Source organism: Pseudolysobacter antarcticus (assembly GCF_004168365.1).
Classification (GTDB): Bacteria; Pseudomonadota; Gammaproteobacteria; order Xanthomonadales; family Rhodanobacteraceae; genus Pseudolysobacter; species Pseudolysobacter antarcticus.
This window is the reverse complement of the sequence record NZ_CP035704.1, coordinates 3,935,924-3,959,760: the sequence shown is the minus strand read 5'-3', so window position 1 is coordinate 3,959,760 and position 23,837 is coordinate 3,935,924. Positions and strand designations below refer to the sequence as shown.

At 58.6% G+C, this 23,837-nt stretch carries 19 protein-coding genes; 12 read left to right on the top strand and 7 right to left on the bottom strand.

Annotated features, from left to right (window positions below; translation table 11 throughout):
- Positions 1-40: 40 nt before the first annotated feature.
- From ELE36_RS17000 to ELE36_RS16980, 5 genes are read left to right on the top strand one after another with little or no spacing between them, the layout of a single operon-like run.
- Complete coding sequence (locus ELE36_RS17000) at positions 41-553, top strand: phage tail protein (protein ID WP_129835393.1); 513 nt, start codon at positions 41-43, stop codon at positions 551-553.
- A gap of 14 nt (positions 554-567) precedes the next feature.
- Positions 568-1,095 (top strand): phage tail protein, encoded by a 528-nt coding sequence (locus tag ELE36_RS16995; protein WP_129835391.1) that lies wholly within the window; start codon positions 568-570, stop codon positions 1,093-1,095.
- Positions 1,096-1,108: 13 nt separating this feature from the next.
- Positions 1,109-1,639, top strand: a complete 531-nt coding sequence (locus ELE36_RS16990; RefSeq protein WP_129835389.1) for a phage tail protein — start codon at positions 1,109-1,111, stop codon at positions 1,637-1,639.
- A gap of 16 nt (positions 1,640-1,655) precedes the next feature.
- A complete protein-coding gene (locus ELE36_RS16985; protein WP_129835387.1) occupies positions 1,656-1,931 on the top strand; it encodes a hypothetical protein in 276 nt (91 codons plus the stop codon).
- Positions 1,928-2,452 carry a GNAT family N-acetyltransferase gene (locus ELE36_RS16980; protein ID WP_129835385.1) on the top strand — a complete coding sequence of 175 codons (525 nt, stop codon included), beginning with the start codon at positions 1,928-1,930 and terminating at the stop codon, positions 2,450-2,452. Before ELE36_RS16985 ends, ELE36_RS16980 begins: the two co-directional genes overlap by 4 nt.
- Here the strand turns inward: ELE36_RS16980 and ELE36_RS16975 are convergent.
- Positions 2,445-2,735, bottom strand: a complete 291-nt coding sequence (locus ELE36_RS16975) for a DUF6916 family protein (RefSeq protein ID WP_129835384.1) — start codon at positions 2,733-2,735, stop codon at positions 2,445-2,447. The two genes, ELE36_RS16980 and ELE36_RS16975, sit on opposite strands and share 8 nt — an antisense overlap.
- Positions 2,736-2,768: 33 nt before the next feature.
- Here ELE36_RS16975 and ELE36_RS20570 point away from each other — a divergent pair, with 33 nt between their 5' ends.
- The 7 genes from ELE36_RS20570 (at position 2,769) to ELE36_RS16940 (ending at position 16,309) form a co-directional block, all read left to right on the top strand.
- Positions 2,769-4,550 carry an aspartyl/asparaginyl beta-hydroxylase domain-containing protein gene (locus ELE36_RS20570; RefSeq protein WP_207215804.1) on the top strand — a complete coding sequence of 594 codons (1,782 nt, stop codon included), beginning with the start codon at positions 2,769-2,771 and terminating at the stop codon, positions 4,548-4,550.
- A gap of 163 nt (positions 4,551-4,713) precedes the next feature.
- The gene (locus tag ELE36_RS16965) at positions 4,714-13,476 is read left to right on the top strand and encodes a beta strand repeat-containing protein (RefSeq protein ID WP_165371667.1); all 8,763 of its coding nucleotides are present in this window, start codon (positions 4,714-4,716) and stop codon (positions 13,474-13,476) included.
- A gap of 24 nt (positions 13,477-13,500) precedes the next feature.
- A complete protein-coding gene (locus ELE36_RS16960) occupies positions 13,501-14,007 on the top strand; it encodes a phage tail protein (RefSeq protein WP_129835382.1) in 507 nt (168 codons plus the stop codon).
- 12 nt (positions 14,008-14,019) lie between these two features.
- The gene (locus tag ELE36_RS16955; protein WP_129835381.1) at positions 14,020-14,523 is read left to right on the top strand and encodes a phage tail protein; all 504 of its coding nucleotides are present in this window, start codon (positions 14,020-14,022) and stop codon (positions 14,521-14,523) included.
- A 13-nt stretch (positions 14,524-14,536) separates the two neighbouring features.
- A complete protein-coding gene (locus ELE36_RS16950; RefSeq protein ID WP_129835380.1) occupies positions 14,537-15,055 on the top strand; it encodes a phage tail protein in 519 nt (172 codons plus the stop codon).
- 16 nt (positions 15,056-15,071) lie between these two features.
- Complete coding sequence (locus tag ELE36_RS16945) at positions 15,072-15,719, top strand: hypothetical protein (protein ID WP_129835379.1); 648 nt, start codon at positions 15,072-15,074, stop codon at positions 15,717-15,719.
- A 56-nt stretch (positions 15,720-15,775) separates the two neighbouring features.
- The gene (locus tag ELE36_RS16940; RefSeq protein WP_129835378.1) at positions 15,776-16,309 is read left to right on the top strand and encodes a GNAT family N-acetyltransferase; all 534 of its coding nucleotides are present in this window, start codon (positions 15,776-15,778) and stop codon (positions 16,307-16,309) included.
- Here ELE36_RS16940 and ELE36_RS16935 read toward each other — a convergent pair.
- The 6 genes from ELE36_RS16935 to ELE36_RS20420 all read right to left on the bottom strand — a co-directional run bounded on the left by ELE36_RS16935 (position 16,302) and on the right by ELE36_RS20420 (position 23,789).
- Positions 16,302-16,598, bottom strand: a complete 297-nt coding sequence (locus tag ELE36_RS16935; protein WP_129835377.1) for a DUF6916 family protein — start codon at positions 16,596-16,598, stop codon at positions 16,302-16,304. The genes ELE36_RS16940 and ELE36_RS16935 overlap by 8 nt on opposite strands.
- A 77-nt stretch (positions 16,599-16,675) precedes the next feature.
- Positions 16,676-17,512 carry a methylenetetrahydrofolate reductase [NAD(P)H] gene (metF, locus tag ELE36_RS16930; RefSeq protein ID WP_129835375.1) on the bottom strand — a complete coding sequence of 279 codons (837 nt, stop codon included), beginning with the start codon at positions 17,510-17,512 and terminating at the stop codon, positions 16,676-16,678.
- A 160-nt stretch (positions 17,513-17,672) separates the two neighbouring features.
- Positions 17,673-19,100, bottom strand: a complete 1,428-nt coding sequence (gene ahcY, locus ELE36_RS16925; protein WP_129835373.1) for an adenosylhomocysteinase — start codon at positions 19,098-19,100, stop codon at positions 17,673-17,675.
- 329 nt (positions 19,101-19,429) lie between these two features.
- Entirely contained in the window at positions 19,430-22,294 is a 2,865-nt protein-coding gene (locus ELE36_RS16920) for a hypothetical protein (RefSeq protein WP_129835371.1), read from the bottom strand.
- Between the two features lie 202 nt (positions 22,295-22,496).
- Positions 22,497-23,564 carry a hypothetical protein gene (locus ELE36_RS16915; RefSeq protein ID WP_129835369.1) on the bottom strand — a complete coding sequence of 356 codons (1,068 nt, stop codon included), beginning with the start codon at positions 23,562-23,564 and terminating at the stop codon, positions 22,497-22,499.
- A gap of 51 nt (positions 23,565-23,615) precedes the next feature.
- Positions 23,616-23,789 (bottom strand): hypothetical protein, encoded by a 174-nt coding sequence (locus ELE36_RS20420; RefSeq protein WP_165371666.1) that lies wholly within the window; start codon positions 23,787-23,789, stop codon positions 23,616-23,618.
- Positions 23,790-23,837 lie beyond the last annotated feature (48 nt).

The following is a 23,837-nucleotide window of genomic DNA, read 5'->3' as shown; positions in this document are numbered from 1 at the left end:
CCCTGGACCATCCCACTTGCGATAGAAGAGGAGAGAAACGATGTCCCAACCTTACGTGGCCGAGATCCGCTTATTCGGCTTTAATTTCGCGCCGCGTGGCTGGGCGCTGTGCAACGGTCAGTTGTTGCCAGTCCAGCAGAATCAGGCACTCTTTTCGTTGATCGGTACAACTTATGGCGGCAATGGCGTCAACAATTTCCAGTTGCCGAACCTGCAAGGCTGCGCGCCGATGCACCGCAATAATGCCAACCCGATCGGTGCATTTGTCGGTGAGGAAAATCACACACTGGCACTGACGGAACTGCCGGCGCACAACCATCTGGTCAATACCGTGCCGACTGCGGGCGGACAACTTTCGCCAGCGGGCAACGTGCTCGCAGCCGCGGCGACTAACGCGACCATGTACTCCGCTGCGGGTGGCGCTGGCCTGGTTCCAATGGCGGCGCAGACCGTGGGCATGGCCGGTGGCAATCAGCCACATTCGAACCAGCAACCTTATCTCGTACTTAACGCCTGCATCGCGCTGCAGGGCGCTTTCCCTTCGCGTAACTAGGAGCGAATCCCGTCATGAGTACCTGTTTTGTTGGTCAAATCCGCATGTTCGGTGGTAATTTCGTACCGGTCGGCTATTTCCCGTGTGATGGACGCTTGGTGTCGATCGCTGAATACGAAGTGTTGTACGTCTTGATTGGCACTACCTACGGCGGTGATGGAGTCCAGACTTTCGCGGTGCCCGATCTGCGTGGCCGTGCTCCGCTGCACATGGGTGGGGCACGATCGGGCAAGCAGTATGTCCAGGGTCAGCTCGCCGGCACCGAAAACGTAACACTGCTGTCGGCCCAAATGCCTGCGCATACACACGCTTTTGTGGTGAATACCGCTGTCGCGACCACAGCGAGTCCGGCCGGCAATATCCCCGCCACGCCGTCGGCAGTGCAGATGTATGACGTCGACGTGCCGGTGGTGCCTGCATTGGCAATGGATCCAAATTCGATCTCGTTCAGCGGCGGCAACCTGCCGCACGACAACATGCAGCCGTACCTTGCCATCACATTCATGATCGCCTGGGCTGGCGTTTTCCCGACTCGCAATTGAGGATACGACCGTCATGACTTCACCATTTCTCGCTGAAATCAGAATGTTTGCCGGCAGTTTCGCGCCGAGCAGGAACGCCTTTTGTGATGGCGCCCTCTTGCCGATTCAACAGTACAGCGCGCTTTTTTCCCTGATCGGTGTCAGCTTCGGCGGCAACGGCACCAGCAACTTTGGCTTGCCCAATCTGCAGGGAAGCATACCGATCGGAACCGGAGCCGGCCCGGGACTGAGCCCGAGGGTAATTGGCGAATCCGGTGGTTCGGCGGGCGTAACGTTGCTGCAAAACCAGATGCCACAGCACAACCATGTAATGAACAGTATCAGTCCGCGTGCGGCGGTCGGGGTGAGCGCGCCTGTAACGGGTGCGGCATTTACCAAGAGCGGGAACGGCAACGCATATGCGCCGTATGCTACGACCCCGCCGACGGTAGCGCTGGCGCCACTGCCGATGCAGGGCGGCTCGCTGCCGCATAACAACGTCATGCCGAGTTTGCCGATCACTTTCATCATTGCCCTGCAGGGCGTGTTTCCGCAGCGTAACTAGCGAGGACCGCCAGCGCATGAAAGCCCCGTTTGACGGCAATCTCGGTTGCCGTCCTTTCTTCGTCGGACGCAATTTCCTGGGCTCGTCCGGCGCCGCTCTCGGGCTGGCGTTTGGGCGGGACGTGGGCCGCGCTTGCGATTACGACAGCGGCGCGCTGAAAGTGCGTTTGGCCTATCTGCGCGATGATGATTGCAGTCTGGCCAAGCGGTCGAGCATCGCCCCAACGCCACGGCTGGCTTTGCCTGCGCTGTGTTCGAAGTCCGCAATGTTTAGCCGAGTGAGACAGTTGTGATTGCGCGCGCCTTGCTCGACGATTTCGCCGGCTGTCCGTCCGGCATCACGTTGCGGCCGATTACGACCGAGGATATGCCGTTCCTGCGTGATCTGTACGCGGAGACACGCGCCGAAGAACTGGCCATGACAGCGTGGACGGATGAGTTCAAAAATGCCTTGATCGATCACCAGTTCGGCGCCCAGCACGCGTATTATCACGACGTTTTCGCCGGTGCGGATTTCCTGCTGGTGCAGCGCGATGGCGAGGCAATCGGGCGCATCTACGTGCATCGTGCGCCGAGCGAGATTTCGGTATTGGATATTGCACTGATTCCACAGCAGCGCAATCAGGGGCTGGGCTCGGCTCTGCTCGCCGAAGTGATCGCTGAGGCGCGACGCGAGGGAGTACGCATCGCGTTATATGTCGAGGCCACCAACCCGGCGCGACGCATGTACGACCGGCTCGGGTTTGTGCTGATCGAGACGGGCGACGTTTACGATTTACTGCACCTGGAACCGAGCGCGGTCGGTCTCAGTTGAAGTTGATTTCGTAGCGCATGCCATGTGCATCCGACCCAATTGGCACGGTGAACAATTCCAGTTCACCATGCTGCGGATGGTCGTAGACGTAGATGCCTTGCGATTCCCATAATCGTGCGCCGTTTTCGCGAAGAATCAGCGCAAATGATGCGACGCTGCGGAGTGCCGCCGACAGGCGGACTACCTCGATTACCTCAAGCATGACCGACCCAGAGTCGCGGCGTTGCGCGAGTGAATTATCCGGCAGATTCTCAAAGTCTTCCGCGCCGATTCGATCGATCATGTCCGTGATTCCCACCATCAAGAGCCAGCATCGATGATCTCAGAATCACCCGCCAGCGCCAAGACGAATGTCTCGACAAACGATCCTGGTCAGGGCGATGTTTTGGCACGTTGCGCTTTGCTGATCGCAGCCGAGCCTGAACTCGCGCAGGCGCTGGCCGCGCACCGATCAAGTAATGCTTTTGCCGCGGCGCTGCGTGAAGCGGCGCGCGAGCGCGGCATCGAATTCGACGAAGTCACTGACGCCAAGCTGGCGGCCGTCACGCCAACTCCGAGTGGTTGCCGTCTGGCGCATTGGCCGCTGACTATGCGCCATGGCTGGCAGCCGTTCGCGCTGGAGTTCGGACCGCATGGCGCCGAGCTGGTCTGGGGTTGCGGCGCGGGTCGTGCTGATGAGGTGTTTCACGAAATCACGGCACTCGATTTACGCGCATTGCCGTTAAACCGCTATTTTTCTGTGCGCACGCCGTTGAGTGCGGACTTTGTCGCGACGTTGGTTGCGGAGGCGTTACCGGTGGCAGGGTTGGTGTATCACATGTCGCGTTGTGGTTCGACGCTTGTGGCCGAAGCACTCAAGGTCTGGCCGGGCATGCGTGTGTTGAGCGAGCCGGCATTGCTCGATGGCGCCGTGACGCTGGCGCGCAGTGGTCATGATCCGGACTGGCTGGTGTTGCGCGGAGTGATTGCGGCGCTGTCGCAACCGGCCGGTGAGGATCGCGCGGTCTGCTTCAAGCTTGATGCCTGGCTCACATTGGCGTTGGTAGAAATCCGTCGTGTCGTGCACGCACCGTGGCTGTTCGTGTATCGCGATCCGGTCGAGGTAATGGTGTCGCACGCACGCGCGCCGGGGCGGCATGTCGTGCCGGGATTGCTGCCGGGCATGGCTCTGGAAACCAGCGAAGACAGTAGCCAAGAACATACTCCGGCGGAGCACGCCGCGCGCGTTATCGGCGCGATTTGCGCGGCGATAATTCCGCACGCCAGTGCAATGCAATTGCTCAATTACGCGGAAATTCCCGACGCGCTCGCGACGCGCTTGCCCGCGGCGCTGGGGCTGAATCCAGATGCGCTCGATACGGCGCGACTGGCCGCGCTATTGACGCGTCACGCCAAACAGCCGCATGAGTCCTTCGTTGACGATCGCGTGGCCAAGCAGGCGCAAGCTACGGCGCCGTTGCGCGCCACCGTGGCACGCTGGATCACACCACACTACGCTGCGCTCGAGACGATCCGCCTGCGCAGAGTCAGCAGAATCCATCATCTGCAGTTGCCGTTTGAGTGCGATCTCGACGCACTGCGCGCCGATCTTGCCGAAGTCGCGCCGGTGGGTTGGAGTCCGCACTTCAACACCGGCTATTACAGCGGCGACTGGAGCGGTATTCCGTTGCGCGGAATTCCCGGGACCCACGTGCCGCTGTATGCCGATCCGACACGCAGCGATTTTGCTGATACTCAACTAATGTCGCGTTGCAGCTACATACCGCAATTGCTTGCGCGTCTGGAGTGTCCGATTGAAGCGGTGCGCTTCCTCAAGCTCGCGGCGGGAGCAAGCATTCACGAACATCGTGATTTAGGTCTCTGCTTCGAGCAAGGCGCAGCACGTCTGCACGTGCCGGTGCATACCAGCCCGGACGTCGATTTCAGGCTCGATGACCAATCATTGTCGCTGGGCGCCGGCGAATGCTGGTACATCAATTTCGACTTGCCGCATCGTGTCACCAATCGCGGAGTGAATGACCGCGTCCATCTCGTAATCGACCTCCGCGTAAATCCGTGGCTTCAGGCGATGTTCGATATGGCGCAGGCGGCCCCGTAGCGCATGGTTCGTGCCCAAATTCCGCACTACTGAGTCAAGTGATCGTTTTGCCAAGAGCTGTTGCAAATAGGTGAAGAACTAGCGCGCAAATGTAAATTCCCCTGATACAATCGGGTTCTACCGGATGTGGGGTCCGGGAGTCATAACTAGGGATATGGGGAACATGACGACATCCACTTTGGCTTCGCGGCTGGCGGCCTTTGCGCTGCTGCTCGGTCTTGCTGCGCCTGTCATGGCGCAAACCTATAGCTACAGCATCTACGTTGATACCGACGACAGCGCAGGCACGGGTTGTAGCGTCGTATCGAGCAGCGGCACTGTCAGTGGTGCCGAAGTGCAATTGCAGGTAACCGCTACCGGCGGGATTGCACCGCACATTGTCGGTGTAACGCGCGCAGTGTGCTCGGCGGGTGTTTTCGTGAGCCCTTCGCCATTGCCTGGCGGTGCTGCTCTCGGCTTGAATAACGGTATCGGCGGCTCTGATGTCATTGAGCTGGTCGATGACGAACAGGCATTGCGAGCAAACAACAGCAATGTCATCCGACTCAGCGTGGTTGCCACCAGTCCCAGCGGCAGCGATCAACTGGTCACGATAGATGGCAGCGGCACGGGAAGATCCATTTTTCTGGCGCTGGATGCGCAGCCAATTCCGCTGCTCACTTTACCGATGCTCGGTATTCTCGCGGCATTGTTCCTCTGGGTAGGTGCACGCCGCGCACGGCGCTGGCGCTTGTTCGCGATGTTCCTGTTTGTCACCAGTTCCGCGCTTGCGGCCAATTTCATCGTCGACGGTCAGGTTTCCGACTGGGCCGGCGTGTCACCACTGGCTACCGATCCCGCTGCCGATGCCACTAGCGGCGAAACCGCAATCGACATTCGTGCGTTGTATGCGGCGATCGAAGGCGGCAAGGTATTTTTCCGCCTTGATGTCACCGATCTGCAAAACAATCCGCCGAGCGCCAACGCGGTTGCTGCGACGACGCTGGAAGACACTGCCTCCACCATCACCTTGAGTGGCGCAGATCCGGAAAGTGCGGCCCTCACTTTTAGCATCGTCACGCCGCCCAGCAAAGGCACGCTGGGTACGGTGACTGCGGTCAACAGCACCAGTGCAACGGTGGTGTATACGCCGAATCTCGATGCCAACGGCAGCGACAGTTTTACCTATGTGAGCAATGATGGGCAGAGCAACTCCACGCCCGCAACCGTCAGCCTCACCATCACGCCAGTCAACGACGTACCGCAATTCACTGCGCAGAATCCGCCGGCGGTGAACGAAGACGCGGGCGCGCAAACGGTGACCGTTGCCACCGGCATCAAGCCAGGCCCGGCCACCGCGATCGACGAAGCTTCACAGGCGCCGAATTTCATCATCAATGCCAACGACAATGCGGCGTTGTTCAACGGCACCCCAACGATCAGCGCCAGCGGTCAATTGAGCTTCACGCCAGCAAGCAATACTTTCGGCACGGCCAACCTCACCGTCGTGTTGCATGACAACGGCGGCACCGCGAACGGCGGCGTCGATACCAGTGCTGCACAGACCATCACCGTTACCGTCAACGCGGTCAATGATCCGCCGGTACTCACCGCCGGCAGCACTCTCGCGTACACCGAAAACGGCGCTGCCACGGTTGTCGATGCGACCATTACCGTTGCCGATGTCGACAGCATCAATCTTGCCAGTGCCACCGTGCAGATCAGCGCGAATTACCAGAGCGGTGCTGACGTGTTGGCCTTCGTCAATACGGCAAATATCACCGGTGCATTCAATGCCGGAACTGGCACGCTCAGTTTGACCGGCAGTGACACGCTCGCTAATTACCAGGCCGCGTTGCGCAGCGTCACCTACAACAATAGCTCCGACGATCCGACGACGACTGCGCGTACGGTCACCTGGATTGGCAACGACGGCGCCTCGAACAGCGCGCCGGTTACCAGCACGATCACCGTCGCTGCGGTCAATGATCCGCCGACCATCACCAGCGGCGCGTCCGCGAATTACATTGAAGATACTGCGGTTGTGGTTATCGATGCAGCGCTCGGGCTGACCGATCCGGACAGCGCGAATCTGGTCGGCGCGACAGTCTCCATCACCAGCAATTTTACCGCGGCTCAGGATGTGTTGGGCTTCGTCAATGCGGCAGGCATCACGGGTTCTTACAATGCGACCACCGGCGTGCTTACACTGAGCGGTAGTGCGACGGTTGCGGCATATCGCACTGCATTGCGTAGTGTCACCTACAACAACAGCTCGCAAAATCCTGCTACCACGACGCGCACGATTTCCTGGCAGGCGAATGATGGCGTCGCACCCAGCAACATCGCGACCAGTACGGTCACGGTCACCGCCATCGACGATGCACCAGTCATCACCGCGGGCGGCACGTTGACCTACACCGAGAACCAGGCCGCCGCCGTCATCGACAACAGCGTCACCGTCAGCGATGTCGACAACACCACGCTTGGCAGCGCGATCGTCCAGATCAGCGGCAACTTGCAGATCGGCGCGGACGTATTGAGCTTCACCAATACCGCCAACATTTCCGGTATCTACACTGCGACCACCGGCACGCTCAACCTGAGCGGCAGCGACACCTTGGCCAACTATCAGGCGGCATTGCGCAGCGTCAAATATGCCAATAGTTCGGATGATCCGAGCGTGCTGGTGCGCAACGTCAGCTGGAGCGTCAACGATGGCACCGTGTCGAGCAATAGCGCGACCAGTACGATCAATGTCACCGCCGTCAACGATCCGCCGGTTGTGACTGCAGGCGGCACGCTGAACTACACCGAGAATCAGGCTGCTACCGCGATTGATTCGACGATTACGGTTGCCGATCCGGACAACACCACGCTTGCCGGTGGCAGCGTCAGCATCACCAGCAATTTCACCAGCGGCCAGGATGTACTCGGATTTATCAACGCCAATGGCATCAGCGGCAGCTTCAATTCAACCACCGGCGTACTCACGCTGAGCGGTAGCGCCACGCCGGCGAATTATCAGGCTGCCTTGCGCAGCGTTAGCTACAGCAATACCTCGGAAAATCCAGCGGCTGCGTCGCGCATCGTGACTTGGCTCGTCAGCGACGGCGCCGCCGCAAGTGCGGCCGTGACCAGCACCATCACCGTCACGCCGGTAAATGATCCGCCGGTTGTAGTTGCGGGCGCAGCAGTCACCTACACCGAAGCCAATCCGCCGCTGGTGCTGGATGCCGGCATCACGGTGAGCGATGTCGACAACACCAACCTGACCAGCGCAACAGTTGCGATCAGTGCCAATTTCAACAGTGCGCAGGACGTGCTCGGTTTCGTCAACGCCAACGGCATTACCGGCAGCTTCAATGCCGGCACGGGCGTACTTAGCTTGAGCGGCAGTACCACGGTCGCGAATTATCAGCTCGCGCTCGCCAGCGTGACCTACAACAATACCTCGCAGAATCCGACCGCAGCTACGCGCACGATCAGTTGGACCGTCAACGACGGCAGCGCCAACAGCGTTGCGGTCACAAGCACGGTCGCGATTATCTCGATCAATAGCGCGCCAGCCTTTACCAAGGGTGTGGATCAAACCTCGCTGGAAGATGCGGGCGCAAAAACGATCAATGGCTGGGCTACGGCAATCAGCGATGGTGATGGCGGCGGACAAGTTCTCACCTTCCAGGTGACTGGCAATACCAATGCAGCCTTGTTCAGCGCAGCCCCGGCAGTTTCCTCGACCGGTGTACTGACATACACCTCGGCAGCCAATGCCAACGGCTCGGCGACGATCACGCTGGTGCTCAAGGACGATGGCGGCACTGCCAACGGCGGTGTTGATACCAGCGCAGCGCAAACCTTCGTGATCAATATCACTGCAGTGAACGATCCGCCGAGCTTCACCAAGGGTGCCGATCAGACCGTGCTGGAGAATTCGGGCCTCAAGACCGTCAGCGGTTGGGCCACGGCAATCTCACCGGGCCCGGCTGATGAATCTGCCCAGACGGTCAGCTTCAATGTAACCGGCAATACCAACGCGGCTTTGTTCTCGGTCGCCCCGGCCGTTTCGGCAGCGGGCGTGCTGACCTTCACCCCGGCGACCAATACCGCAGGAACTGCCACCATCTCGGTCGTCGCGCAGGACAACGGCGGCACGGCTAACGGCGGCGTGGATACTTCGGTTGCGCAAACTTTTGTCATCACGGTTAGTGCCGTCAACCAGGCACCGAGCTTCACCAAGGGCGTTGACCAGACGGTGCTTGAAGATGCAGCGCCGCAAAGTATCGTCAACTGGGCCACAGCGATTTCTGCTGGTCCGACGAACGAGTCTGGTCAGGCCTTGAATTTCATCGTGACTAACGACAACAACACGTTGTTTGCGGTACAGCCTGCAGTGACAGCAACCGGCACGCTGACCTATACGCTCGCGCCGAGTGCGAACGGGACGAGCATCGTGTCGGTGCAGTTGCATGACAATGGCGGCACCGCCAATAGCGGCGTTGATACCTCGGCCGTGCAAACGTTCAATATCAACGTTACGCCGGTCAACGATGTTCCGAGCTTCACCAAAGGCGCCGACGAAAGCGTGCTCGAAGACACCGGTGCGCATACGACTGCCGGCTGGGCCACGGCACTTTCCGCTGGGCCTGCCGATGAAGCCGCGCAGACGCTGAACTTCATCGTTTCGAACAACAATAATGCGTTGTTCAGCACACAACCCACTATCGCCGCGAATGGGACATTGAGCTACACGCTTGCGCCAAGCAAATTCGGCACGGCGATTGTCAGTGTGCAAATCCATGACACCGGCGGTACGGCTAACGGTGGCGTCGATACGTCGGCAGTACAAACGTTCAATATCAACGTCGCCCTCGTGAACCACGCGCCGAGCTTTACCAAAGGCGCCGATCAGACGGTGCTTGAAGATGCTGTGGCACAGAACGTTGTGGGCTGGGCGACTGCGCTCAACGACAACGATGGCAGCATCCAGACGCTGAACTTTATCGTCAGCAATAACAATAATGCCTTGTTCGCGGTACAGCCGAGCATCGCCGCCAACGGCACGCTCACATACACACTAGCGGCGAATGCGAACGGCACTGCGACGGTCACAGTGCAGTTGCACGACAACGGTGGCACAGCCAATGGCGGTGTCGATACCTCGGCGGCGCAGACGTTCGCGATCAACGTCACCGCGGTGAACGATGTGCCGAGCTTCACCAAGGGCGCCGACCAGACTGTGCTTGAGGATTCCGGTGCGCAGACCGTCAATCCATGGGCCACAGCAATTTCGGCTGGCCCCGCGGATGAGTCCACTCAGACTCTCAGCTTCACCCTGACCAACAACACCAACGCGGCGCTGTTCAGTGTTGCCCCGACGATTTCACCCGCCGGCGTGTTGACCTATACCCCGGCGGCAAACGCCAACGGTACGGCCACCATCACGCTGGTCATCAAGGACAGCGGCGGCACTGCCAACGGTGGCGTCGATACGTCAGCGGCGCAAACCTTTGTCATCAACGTCACGCCGGTCAATGATGTGCCGAGCTTCACCAAGGGCGCTGACCAGAACTTGCTCGATAATGTCGGTGCGCAAACGGTGAATGGCTGGGCGACGGCGATCTCGGCCGGTCCGCCGAATGAGTCTGGTCAGGCCGTGAACTTCATCGTGAGCAACGACAACAACGGCGCGTTTGCCGCGCAACCCGCAATCTCCGCCAGCGGCGTGTTGACCTTCACCCCTGCGGTGCAAGCGACGGCTGGCAGCAAGACCGCGAACGTTACCGTGCAGATTCATGACAACGGAGGCACCGCCAACGGCGGCGTCGATACCTCGGCCAGTCAGACCTTCGTGGTTACGATCACGCACGCCAACATCGCGCCGGTTCTGACCACGTCGACGATTGCTTACACGACCGCGGGCAACACTCAGTTGCATGTCGCTGGTGCGACGCTGCCCGGTGTTGTCTCCATCGTTGATGCGAACAGCATCCTGACCAAGTCGTTGCCGACCGATGCGGATGGCCCGTCAGCACCCAGTGTGGTCGTCGCAGCCGGTAACTCGACCAACAACGGCAACTATTCGATTGCCGCGAATGGCTCGTTCACCTACGTGCCCAAGGCCGGCTTTACGGGCACGGATACCTTCCCGTTCCAGGTCACCGATTCGGCGACGCCGACCCCTGGCCTCGTCAGCGGCACGGTCAGCGTGACGGTCAGCCAGATGGTCTGGTATGTGCGCGACTTGGTCGATGCCAATAATTCGGCCTCGGGTAGCGATGGCAGATCTTCCAATGCCTTCGAGACTCTGGCCGCAGCTCAGACTGCATCCGCTGCGGGCGACATCATCTTCGTTTTCCGCGGCAATACCGGCACGACTCCTCTCGGCGGTGGCATCGTGCTCAAGAGTGGCCAGAGGATGTGGGGCGAGGGTTTTGGTCTGTCCGTTCCTGGCTTCGGTACGCTGGTTGCGGCCGGGTTGCAGCCGAAGATCAACGCCAGTGCGGCAAGTGCAGTTTCGGTGCCTGCCACCGCAGGTAATTTGACTGCGGTCGAAATTCGCGGCCTCGATTTGCAGGGCGTGCCGAATGCGGTCAATATCAACGCGACCGGTGCCAACAACGTCGATGTAACAATCAATGGCAACACCATCAGCGGATCGAGCGTTGAAGGCATCAAGGCCACATTCGGCTCGACCGGCACCACGGAGCAGATTGCGGTCTCCAACAACACGATCACGGCCGGCGTGCGCGGTATCGACATCAGCCGCACTGTGGGCACGGCTTACATCACCGCGTTCAACGACAACACCATCACGCGTTTCACTGGCGGTACGGGCGTGCAGATCAGTGGCATGACGTTCGATGCGACCCCGGGCGGCTCCTTCCAGACCGTCAGCGGCGGCACCACCAGTATTGGTGACAGCACCAGCGGTGTGCCGGTCAATGGCATGACGCTGAGCAACGTCCTTGGCGATTTGTCCTTCGCCAGCCTGACCATCTACAACAATGCCGGTACTGGTTTGTTGGTAAGCAGCACCGGCGCAATGAATGCGGGTGCGGGCACAGGCTTCCGTATATCGCAAAATTCGGGAGTCGGCAGGCTTGATTCCAACGGTGGCCCAGCGCTAGACGTCAACAACGCCTCTATCGTCTTGCCGAACATTGCATTCGTGAGCAGCCTCAACTCGACGACAACCGGCATATCCCTGGTCAACGCCTTTGGCGGTGTCGGCGGCACGGCATTCTCGGCGTCGATCGGCCAGATTGCCCATTCGGCCGGCGGCTCGGGAGCGGCTTTCCTTGTCAACGGCGGCAACGGCAATGTGAGCTTTGCCGAGCCGATCATCAACAATTCCGGCAACGCGGTGGTCGTCAGCAATCGCACCAGCGACACGATCGGGATGTCAGGCTCGATCAACGAAACTGGCAGTGGCATCTCGTTAAGCAATAACACGGGTGCCTTGATTGCTTTCAGTGGGGTCATAGCTGCCAATACGGGCGCCAACCCCGCCTTTACCGCCACCGGCGGCGGTACGGTCACAGCGACAGTCACCGGAAGTTCCTTGAGGACCACCACAGCAACCGCACTGAACGTGACAAATACCACCATCGGCGCGGCAGGGCTTAATTTCAGGAGCATTACGGCGGGCACGGCGGCCTCCGGCCCGGCCAGCGGCATCATCCTCAACAATACCGGTTCCGGCGTGATGACCGTAATTGGCGATGGCACGACGAATACGTGCAAGACAGGAACGACGGCCTGCAGTGGCGGCACGATTCAGAAGACGACCGGTGACGGCATCTCCCTCACAAGCACCAAAGTCAACCTAGCGTCGATGTGGATAAAAAATAACGCCAACAGCGGCATCAAGGGCACGTCGGTTTCCGGTTTCAAGGCCAATGATCTGCTGATCCAGAACAATACGAATGCAACGGGGGAGCAGGCTGGCATTCTGCTCAATGACCTGCTCGATGCGAGCGCGTTGGTGACAAGAGCCGAGGTAAGCGGCTCGACCGAAGACAATATCCGCGTGCACAATTCGGCCACCAGCGGCACCATCACTTTCGATGCGTGCACCATCAAGGACAACAGCACCGCATCCGGAAATAACGGCGTGTTCCTGCAGACGAATACGACAGGCTCCCTGACCGGCACGGTGCAAAACTCGACATTGACCGGCAACCGCGCGATCGCGTTGTCGGCAGATTCGGGCGATGGCTCGTCGTTGAATGCGACATTCCTCAACAACACCGTCACCCCCGGCGCACCGAATCAGGGTAACCAGGGCATACAGGTTTCGCGTGCGGTGACCTCGACGCTGGCCTTCAATGTGGACGGCAACCACGTCTCCGGAATGATCAGCACCCTGATCAACGTATTCAGCGGCAGTGGCCCGGGTACGGCAACGGGCGACGTGAAAAACAACGTCCTCGTCGGCACCGGGGTAGGCGGAAATCAGGTCGGCATCCGCGTGTTCAACTCCGGCACGTCGGTCGTCGGCTTCGGTACCATCAACGCGAACGTCGCAAACAATACAATCAGCGCCATCGATAACGCGTACCCGATTCAAGGCGAATCGTCCGGTTCGTCGGGACCGGGTGGCCTGTTGAAGATTGCCGTCACCGGAAATAATTCCAGCGTCGCCGCTGGCGGCACCGCGCTCGATGCCATTCGTCTGCAGGCGCGCAACAACAGCACCATCTGCGGCAAGGTCAGCGGCAACACGACCAATTCGGGTGGTGCCGGTTTTTATGGTTTGCAGCTGCGCAGGGCAAATACCTCGACCTTCAATCTCGAAGGTTTGACGTCCGGCGCCCAGATTGAACCCACCGTTCACAATTATCTGGTTTCGCAGAATCCGGCGGCCGCTACGGTTAGCAGTGACGGTACGGTCACCGGAACCATCAATGGTGTCGCTGCCGGCAGTTGCGGCATTACCCCGTAGAACTCATCGAAGAAGGAGTTTGGTATGGCAGAGCCATTTTTGTCGGAAATTCGCATTATGTCCTTCGGTTTTCCACCGAAGGGCTGGGCGTTGTGCAATGGTCAGTTGTTGCCGATCAACCAAAATCAAGGGTTGTTCTCGTTGCTCGGTACGACATACGGCGGTGACGGACGCGTCAATTTCGGCCTGCCAGACCTGCAGAGCCGTACGCCGATTCATTTCGGCAACGCACACACTTTGGGCGAGCGGGGTGGCGAACAAGCGCACACGCTATCCATCTCCGAGCTGCCTACGCATGTACATGTTGCACAGGCTTCTACGCAGTCGAACAACACCAACGTCGCCATTCCGACGGGTAATTTCCTGGCCAGCCCCCTATCGCAGACCTATACGCCTCCAGCCGCTCTGGACGCAATGGATCCGTCGACCATTGGCATCATCGGTGGAAGTCAGGCACACCTGAATATGCAGCCGTTTCTGGTATTGAATTTCTCGATTGCCCTTCAAGGCATTTTTCCGTCGCAAACTTAGGGGAGCAAGACGATGGCGCAACCATACGTAGGCGAAATTCGCATGTTCGCCGGGAATTTCGCACCGGCCGGCTGGATGTTTTGTGAAGGGCAGCTTTTGCCGATTTCTGAATATGAAACCTTGTTCAACTTGATCGGCACCACTTATGGCGGCGATGGCCAGAGCACGTTCGCGTTACCAGATCAGCGCGGACGCCTGCCCTTGCATTTCGGCAACGGCTTCACTTTGGCCGAAACTGGCGGCGCCGAGACGATCACGCTGAGCGTCGCCCAGATTCCGTCGCACCGCCACGCGTTCTTGGCTAGTACGGATGATGCGTCGGCGACGACGGTCGCCAACAATATCCCGGCGACGACCCCAAATTACACGCCTTATATTGCTACCACCGCAAATTCGGCGATGAATGCCCAATCGATCAATTCTGTAGGGGGTAACCAGCCCCATGAAAACTTTCAGCCTTATCTTTGTGTAGATTTCATCATTTCGCTTTTCGGAATATTTCCGTCTCAGACCTAAGGGGAAGGCTTCCATGGATCCGTTCGTTGCCGAGATTCGCATTTTTCCATTCAATTTTGCACCCAAGGGCTGGGCGTTCTGCAACGGGCAGATTATGCCCCTCAGCCAGAACACTGCACTATTCTCGTTGCTGGGAACCACCTATGGCGGAGACGGGAAATCCAATTTTGCATTGCCGAACATGCAGGGCAGCGCGCCCATGCATCCGGGCCAGGGCCCTGGGCTGTCGCTGCATGATCTTGGGGAAACCGGTGGCAGCGAAACCGTAACGCTGCTTGAGTCTGAGATGCCATCGCACCCGCATCCGCTGATGGCTTCGACGCAGCCGGGCGAAGATCCGCAGGCGGTTGCGGAAGTGTTTGGACGCTCGGTAGGTGCAAATCTCTATCAGGCTGCCAACACGGGGCTGGCGCAAATGTATGACACAGTTATCGCGCCGGCCGGCGGCGATCAGCCGCACAACAACATGCAGCCTTATCTCACGCTGAACTTCTGTATCGCGCTACAAGGCGTTTATCCACCACGCACCTAATACACGGGGAATTTTTATGCGCAGGCGCAACTTTCTTGCAATCACTGGCTCGTCGGTGGCGGCACTTCCGCTCGCCTGCGTGGCGACATCGACGCTGGGCTCGCCTTTCGTTGCAACCCTCCAACGACAAGATGGGTTTACGCTGGCGCGCGTGGACGGCGAGGGCGCATTACGTTCGATCCAGGCCTGCGGCGCAACGTCGTGCGTGGCTTCGCGTGTCGAGATTTGCCTGGATGCTTTCCATGTGGCAGATGGTGATCCCGCGCTCGCCAGTTTGCGCGTGCACGCACTATTTGATTCGCTTGACGGTAAACAGAACTCCTACATCGCATGGGATTTCCGCGCGGACAATCCACATGGCAGTAGCGGGGCGGTCAGATTTTCGGCCGGCCGCGAAGCGATGCGTGGTCTCGCTTTGAGCTATGCGCTGAAGGCTGATATCTCGGCGCAGGCGGATCGGCAAACGCATTGCGCCTTGACCCAGCTCGACGTGCCGTTGTTGCAGCCCGGCAGTTATGTTCTGGCCAGCCCACAACGTGACGGCAGCAGGGCCAACCTTTGGGCGTTCGATCACAATGACGAAAAAAGCGCGCCGCTGCAGGCGCGTTTCGGACAGGCACGCAATTTCGATTACCTGGCATTCCGAATCACGGAAATCGTCTAAGCGAAAAGTGCGCCGAATGTGCCACATCGCTTTGCCGCAAGCGTGATCACGCCAGCATGAGTGCACAGATACTCGCCCATGGATGGGCTGATTCGTCGGCAGCGCTCGCACTACGCAACGAAAGCGCTGCAGATACGGTATTTCTTGAAGCGCTTTACGCATCGGTGCGCGCTGAAGAAATGCGCCCGGTGCCGTGGCCCGATCAGGCCAAGCGCGATTTTCTGCAACAACAATTTCAGTTGCAGCACGAACATTACCGTCGAGTGTATATCGGTGCGGATTTTCTGGTCGTCGAGCACGAAGGCGAACCGATTGGCCGTATATACGTCTATCGCACGCCCAATGAAATTCGCCTGATGGACATCGCGTTGATCGAGCGCATGCGCGGCGGCGGCATCGGCTCAAGCTTGCTCGATGCGCTGATGCAAGAGGCGACGATCAAACAAATTCAGCTGGCGCTGCACGTCGAGCCGAACAACCCTGCGCAGCGTTTGTACCAGCGATTGGGATTCAGCTTGATAGAAGATCGCGGTGTCTATCATTTCCTGGGCTGGCGCACGCCGGCGCCAGACACGAGCGACTCTAGTTGAAAATAATCTCGTAGACGAGCCCGTGCGCATCGGGTCCGAGTGCAACCATGAACAGATCGAGCGGACCGCGCTCCGGGTGCTGCACGCGATAAACACCCTGCTGCAGTGGTGAATTTCGGGGGCCGCGCAATATCAGTGCGAATGGCGGCGCCTCGCGTGGCGAGGGATTACGAATCGGTCGTACCTCGACAAGTTCGAGTTCGTACGCGCCTGCCGCAAACTCGAAAGAAAGATTCTGTCCGACTAGCGATTCGAAATCCGCGGCACTCAAGGTATTCAGCATAGTCATTCCGATATTTTGCGCTGCAATGATATTTGCAGATGACGCAGCTTAGCGCGGTGTCGCAGCTTCGTACAGGCGCGTAATTACGCGCCCGACAAGCCGAGGCGTTCGCAAATTGCCAAGGTCGCGCGCGCGCGATTCAGCGTGTAAAAGTGCAATGCCGGTGCGCCGCCAGCGATCAATTTGTAGCACAGGTCGGCGACCATCTCGGCACCAAACTCGCGGATTGATTCGGCATCGTCGCCGAATGCGTGCAGACGTTTGGCCATCCATCGCGGGATTTCGGCGCCGCACATTTCCGAGAAACGGCGCAGTTGCGAATAGTTGGAAATTGGCATCACGCCAGCGACGATCGGCACCGTAATGCCTAGCTTGCGTACGTCTTCGACAAAACGAAAATACGCATCCGGCGTATAAAAATATTGCGTGATGGCGCCGTCTGCACCGGCGTCGACTTTGTGTTTGAAGTGCTTCAGATCGGCTTCTGCGGATTCGGCTTGCGGATGGAATTCCGGGTAGGCTGCAACCTCGACATGAAAATAATCGCCGGTTTCCTGGCGAATGAATTTGACCAAGTCGCTGGCGTAATGAAATTCGCCGAATGCCGCCATGCCCGATGGCATGTCGCCGCGCAATGCGATCAATCGCTTGATACCCGCTGCGACGTAGTTGTCCAGCAGCGACTTGATCTCCGCACGCGTGCCGCCCATGCATGAAATATGTGGCGCGACGTCGAGCGCGTGTTCGCGTTTGAGTGCAACGACGGTATCGTGGGTGTAATTCAACGTCGAACCACCCGCGCCGAACGTGACCGAAACGTACTCCGGTTTGAGCGCAACAAGTTTTGCCACGGACTTGTCCAGCGTGTCGCGCTGCTCGTCGGTCTTGGGCGGGAAAAATTCGAAACTGATGGCAGTCATGCGCTGATTCCTGATAAGCGCAACGCGCGAGTGCGAGCCGCGGCCTGAAGCGATCTGCGTGCAGCGAGGAAGATCGCTACACTGCGGTGTGTTTCGAGTATCGCCGGCATATCGAAGGTCGGAGCGTATTACTCCGACCTTCGATGACGTGCGGGTTTACTTAGTAGCGGTAATGCTCAGGCTTGTACGGACCATCCGCATCCACACCGAGATACGCAGCCTGGTCGACGGTGAGACGCGTAAGTTTCACGCCGATCTTTTCCAGATGCAGACGCGCGACTTCCTCGTCGAGTTTCTTCGACAGGCGATACACGGTTTTCTCGTACTTGTCCTTGTTCGCCCACAGGTCGATCTGCGCCAGAGTCTGGTTGGCAAAGCTGTTCGACATCACGAAACTCGGATGGCCGGTGGCGCAACCGAGATTGACCAGGCGACCTTCGGCCAGCAGGAAGATTTCGCGACCTTCACCGAACTTGTAGCGATCAACCTGCGGCTTGATGTTGGTGCGCGAAACGTCCTTCGCTTCGTTCAGACGATCGACCTGAATCTCGTTATCGAAATGGCCGATGTTGCAGACGATGGCTTGGTCTTTCATCTGCGACATGTGCTCGAACGTCAGCACGTCCTTGTTGCCGGTGGTGGTGACGTAGATGTCACCGCGGCCCAGTGTGTCTTCAACCGTGGTCACTTCAAAACCTTCCATCGCCGCCTGCAAGGCATTGATCGGATCGATCTCAGTCACGGCAACGCGGCAACCGTAGGCACGCAGGCTGTGTGCGCAACCCTTGCCGACATCGCCGTAACCGCAGACCACAGCCAGCTTGCCGGCGAGCATCACGTCCATCGCGCGCTTCAGGCCATCGGCCAGTGATTCGCGGCAGCCGTACAGATTGTCGAACTTGGATTTGGTCACCGAATCGTTGACATTGATCGCCGGGATCAGCAACTTGCCCTGCTCGACCATCTGGTACAAACGATGCACGCCGGTGGTGGTTTCTTCCGAAACACCGCGCCAGGCTTTCACGACATTGGTGAAAAAGCCTGGGCGCTCTTTGCCGACGCGCTGGAGCAGATTCTTGATGACTTGCTCTTCGTGATTCGACGACGGGCTCTGCGCCCAGGTGTCGCCGTTCTCCATCTCGAAACCCTTGTGGATAAACAAGGTCACGTCACCGCCATCGTCGACTACGAGCTCCGGGCCCTGGTTGCCGTTGTGGGTGATCGCATCAAGCGTGCAATCCCAATATTCTTCCAGCGATTCGCCTTTCCATGCGAATACCGGCACGCCGGTGACGGCGATCGCGGCGGCAGCGTGATCTTGGGTCGAGAAAATGTTGCACGACGCCCAACGCACGGAGGCGCCAAGATCGACCAGCGTCTCGATCAGCACGGCGGTCTGGATGGTCATGTGCAGCGAACCGGTTACGCGTACGCCCTTCAGCGGCTGCAACGGTGCGTATTTCTTGCGGATCGACATCAGCCCCGGCATTTCGTGCTCGGCGATTTCGATTTCCTTGCGGCCCCAGTCGGCGAGGCTCAGGTCGGCGACCTTGTAATCCTGATGGGAGGGTTTGACGACAGCGTTCATGGTTGACTCCAGTTTTGATGGCCAGCACGAGATGCTGACTCATCATTGCGGCGCGCTTGTTGCAGACCTGTCCCCGAGCGTGGCGGAGGCAAAACCTGCTCCGTCGCAGCGCCCCTCAAGGAAGGCGGAGAGAAATGTGGCTGCCTTGCGGCAAACGGGGGAGATTATATCGCTTGTTGCGGATGGAAAGATATATCAGCGGTGCGCATAAATCAGTGCCGCCCCGAGATGGGCTAGACACAGCTTTTATCCAAAAAAAAGCCACCGCCTTTGGAGGAAGGCGGTGGCTGGTTTAACGCGGCCTGATCAGGCCGGTCGCGATAGGCGTCTTACTGACAGACGTCGATTTTGACATTGTCGACTGCAACGCCATTCGGCGATGTGGTTGTCGCGCCCCCGCTATCGGTAGTGGCATCGAAACGCAGTTGCACGGTTTGTCCGGCGAAACTATCCATGTCCACGATCGAGTGTTTGGGTTTTGCACCCGGCGAAACCGTGCACCACTCTTGCGTGGTCGTGCTGTAATCCGACAACCCGGTATAAGGATCGGTCAGCATGCGTTCCGGCCCGAGATAACCAAACACTGTAGCCGGGCTGGCCTTGGCTTGCAGGTACAAACCGTCATAACAGCTGCCAGGGCCGTTGTCTTCCATCGCGTGATAAACGTCGTAGGACAGAAGCACTGCTTGCACGCCGGTCGATGGAATAACGATAGCTGGTGAAATAAGGCCACGATCACTCGTCACCGTGTTGTTCTTGATGTAATACGCATAGCTGCCGGTGCCGAAGCCGGTTCCGGAGTTCGGCGTCGCGGTCAACGTCCAGTTACTGTTGGTGCCAGTGCCACCGCTGCCATCGCGCGTCCAACCATCGGCCGTATGGCTATCCCAGCCTTCGGTGTAAACGTTGGTCAAGGTGGTGCCAACCGGGCAGGTGCCTGGAACACCGGTGGTGAACGAGGCCGAGTTGGAAGCCGCGCCGGTGCCGCAGTAGTTCAGTGAGGTGACGCGCCAGTAATACGTGGTCGTGTTTTGCAGCAGTGGGGTCGACCAGTTCGTGTTATCCACGGTGGCAGAGGCGACGATATTGCTGAATCCGGAATCGGTGGCTACTTCAACTAGGTAATGCAGCGCATCTAGCGTTGCCGACCACGTGAGGTTTTGCACAACCTTGACGCCGCTCGCACCGTCGGACGGCGTGAGCAAGCTTGGCTGCGCAGGAACACTCGACGATACCCCGAGTTGCAGATTGAGCGAGCGGCTGTTCGGCACAGCATCGGTCGCCGAAACCACACCACTGTATTCGCCCGTTGGCAACGACAAACCGCCAACTAGTGTGAGCAATGATGAGCCCGGCGTGGATGGCAGCGGATTCAACGAGAAAGTCGGCGTTTCGCCAGCAGGGAATCCCGTCGCCGCCAAAGTCACGCCGCTGTTGTAACCGTTCAATACTCCGACGCGCAGCGCATAACTCGGGTCACTCGTGGCGGTTGCTCCGCAGATTTCGAGGCGGGTTTGTGTGTCGGATACCAGCGCAAAATCGGCGGTGCCGCAATTCGCAAACTTGAAGCTGCAGATGCGTGTCGACCAGGTGCTGACGGAATTGATCGGGAAATATTCCGTGCTGAACCAGAACGTGCACTGATCCGACGGATCGACACTCATCGTCGAATAATCGCCCCAGCGACCACCGGTGCCGGTGTGCACGCCGTTGGCGACGACGCAGCTTTGCTCGTCGCGCATCGTTCCGGCGGGATCCGACCCAGTGCGGCCCGTGGTGCGAACCTGTGGCTTGGTGGTGCTGCTCGATACTGAATACCCCAAGCCAATATTGTCGTTCGCATCGATCGCGATACTACCCAGCCAGCGCGTATCAGTGTCGGGTGCGTACACGCCTTGGTCGAGAATCGCCTTGGTCAGCGCGGTTGGTGCGATCAGCGGAATCGGCGGCACGCCGATGGTTTCGAAGTTATCGGCAAAAATGCGATCGCTCGGCCCCGGGTTCAAGCCGAAATGCACCCAGCGAATGCCGCCTTGATTGGCATCGGCCTTGACGGTGTGATTGACCACGACGGACACACGCTCAGGTGCGCCTGCAGGAAACGCGCGTGCGGTGGCGCGATACATCATGTTCGAACCAAAGCTGTCGAGTACCGCCGCGGTGCCAGGCTGTACCGAGGAATCGAAATCCGGCAGAAACTGCTGATTCGCCTTGAGCTGGGTCGGCACGGCCGACAGCACGCTGGCGGCGGGGGAGGTCCAGTCAAGGCAAAGATCCCAGAACCGATAACTGCTGCTGGAGGAATCGAAATGCACAAACGCCGGACAACTGAAGGCCGCGACCTTGCTGGTTCCGCCGAGATGCAAGGCCTGAATGCCGTAGTTGTCAGCCGCACCTGGGTAATTCTCGAACGCCACCATCGATGCCGGCAAACCTTGCAGCATGTTGTCGCGCTGTACGGCCACGAGTGCGCCGCCGACAAATGCCTCACCATTGGCTTCATCGAACTGGTGCGTGGTCAACAGATACGCATCCTGCGTGCCGCTGTCGTCGGCCCAGATGCCGATTTTTGGGTAGTCGCCAAAGTAGGTCGAATCGAATTCATAGCGATAATAACTACCGGTCGGATCTTCGCTGGTTGAGATCGCAAAACATTGGGCAGATCCGACGTTGCTGCCGGAACCGCTCGGAACCACAAACTGGCTTGCCATCCAGCGTCGTGCGATGGCATCCCAGATCATGATCGGATCACCGTCGTTGTGCGTCTGGCAATTGCCACCGAATCCGGCCCAGAACGAACTGCCTGCGGTATAGCTGGACGGACCGTTTGGTATCACTGCGCCGGTGGACTTATCGTAAATCGCCCACGCGCTATTCACCCATTGAATGTACTGCACGTCACTGACGTCACCGTTGGTATCCGGTGGTTCGCAACCGCAGCCGCTATTGGCTGCGTTGATGCCGTCGAAACTCTTGATGATTGCCGGTGCCGGCGTACCGGTAAACGTTTTCTGGATCGAGGGATTTTTCTGCAGATCAAGCAATGCGCCGTTGCCGTTGAACTGGTTTTTTTGTGGCTTGAGAAACAGGTTTGGAATCAGGAAAGGCGCTTCGTCGGTACCTTTCGGCGCTTCGACCGGGAGCGTCTTGGCGATGTCGCGCATCGGCGCGGAAACATCGTGGCGCGCATCCATGACTATTTTTGGTTGTGGTCTTGTTTGCTCAGTGCTGGCAAATGCAGCTTGCGAGCTAACCGCGAAACAGGCCGAGATGCTGAGCATCAAAGGCCATGTTTTGTTCAAGTACATAGATTTCCCCTGGAGATAGCTGGATCGGCTGTGGAAACTCTGCAGCACGAGAGACGGGGGTTCCCGCCAAACCCCGATGCTGCATGGGCTAGTGTTTTTGCGAATCCGTCGCAGTGTTATGCGCTTTGTCGTCGGTCAAATTCAGGCGACGCAAGTGGTCTTGCAAAAACTCTCGGGTCAGCGGTGCCAGTGTGGAATCGTCGAGTGCTTGTTGAATCGCAACGCGCTCCTGATCGGGAGCTTGTTTGCGCACGATCAGCAATGCTCGTTCGGCTATTCCCGAATTCGCGCTGCCGATCCATCGCGTCACGCTTGCCAGGGGAAGATCGCTGGATAGCGTGGACAACATATCGAACGCAGAAAGCACTAACTGTCCTAAGTCTAAAGACTTGGTTAAATTTAAGTCAATAGGCGTAGTTGTAAGGATGGAGAGAGCCATCTCGGTTGGCCATGCCTGCCCCAATTGCTGCGGGTGACGATTGGCTGCAACCAGCAGAATCGCGCGCGCGGCGGGATGTGCTTGATCATTTGCTACCAGTGCCTTGATTGCGGGCAGGTCGGACGGCTTGATTCGCTGCAGCAGCTCGGGTTCCATCGTGATTTGTGCGGCCGCAAGATTCTGCAGCTGCGAGTCGTCGCTTTTGAGCGCGGCGAGTAGCAAATCCAAGCTGCTGCGAGATTCCCGGCCATGCTCGCTACGGCCGAGTTTGAGCAGTTTTCGTACTTCGGCGGTGTCGCGGAACAGCGCTGGTTCGAGGCCTTCGCTCACGATCAGCACCGGCCCCAACGGGCTGCCAATCAGCGCTTCGGGCTTGCGTGGATCACGTGCATAAATGCTGTAGCCCAGCAGGTAACTTTCGCCGACCTTCACGTCAGCCAGAGTTTGAGTCGGCACCCTGACATCGATCAGTTCGGGCGGGCGTATCTTTGCACTCAGCACATCCTGCCGCGCAAACACGATACGGCCTTGTGGATTGATCTCGTCGACCTTGCCACTGACCAGCACGTTCAACGGGTTGTAGAGCAGCTCCAGCGGCGGTTCCAGTCGTTCCGCACTCGCGACTTGCATAAGCGCGAGCAACGCCGGAAAAAGTGCCATTCTGATAAGCGGAATGGGAAAAATGCGCGACGCGAAGCGCACCAGATTCTTGGGCAAGACAATTCCTTCGATCAACCTATTTGCCCGACTGTAGCAATTCCACCGCAATCAGGTCGAGCCTAAAGGCGGATAGTTTTTGGCAATAGGATGTATTTTCAATTGCACCCGAAACCATCCGCTGAAGCGAAAGGAAGGTTTCGGCATGCTGTGGCTGGCAACTTTCTCGAAATCGCTGCCAATTCGCGCCGTCGCCACAGATTTCCGCAGCATCTTGCGGCGCATCTGACTAAGCCTAAAGGTCGATGGCAAGCCGCAGGATTAGGTGTTCAA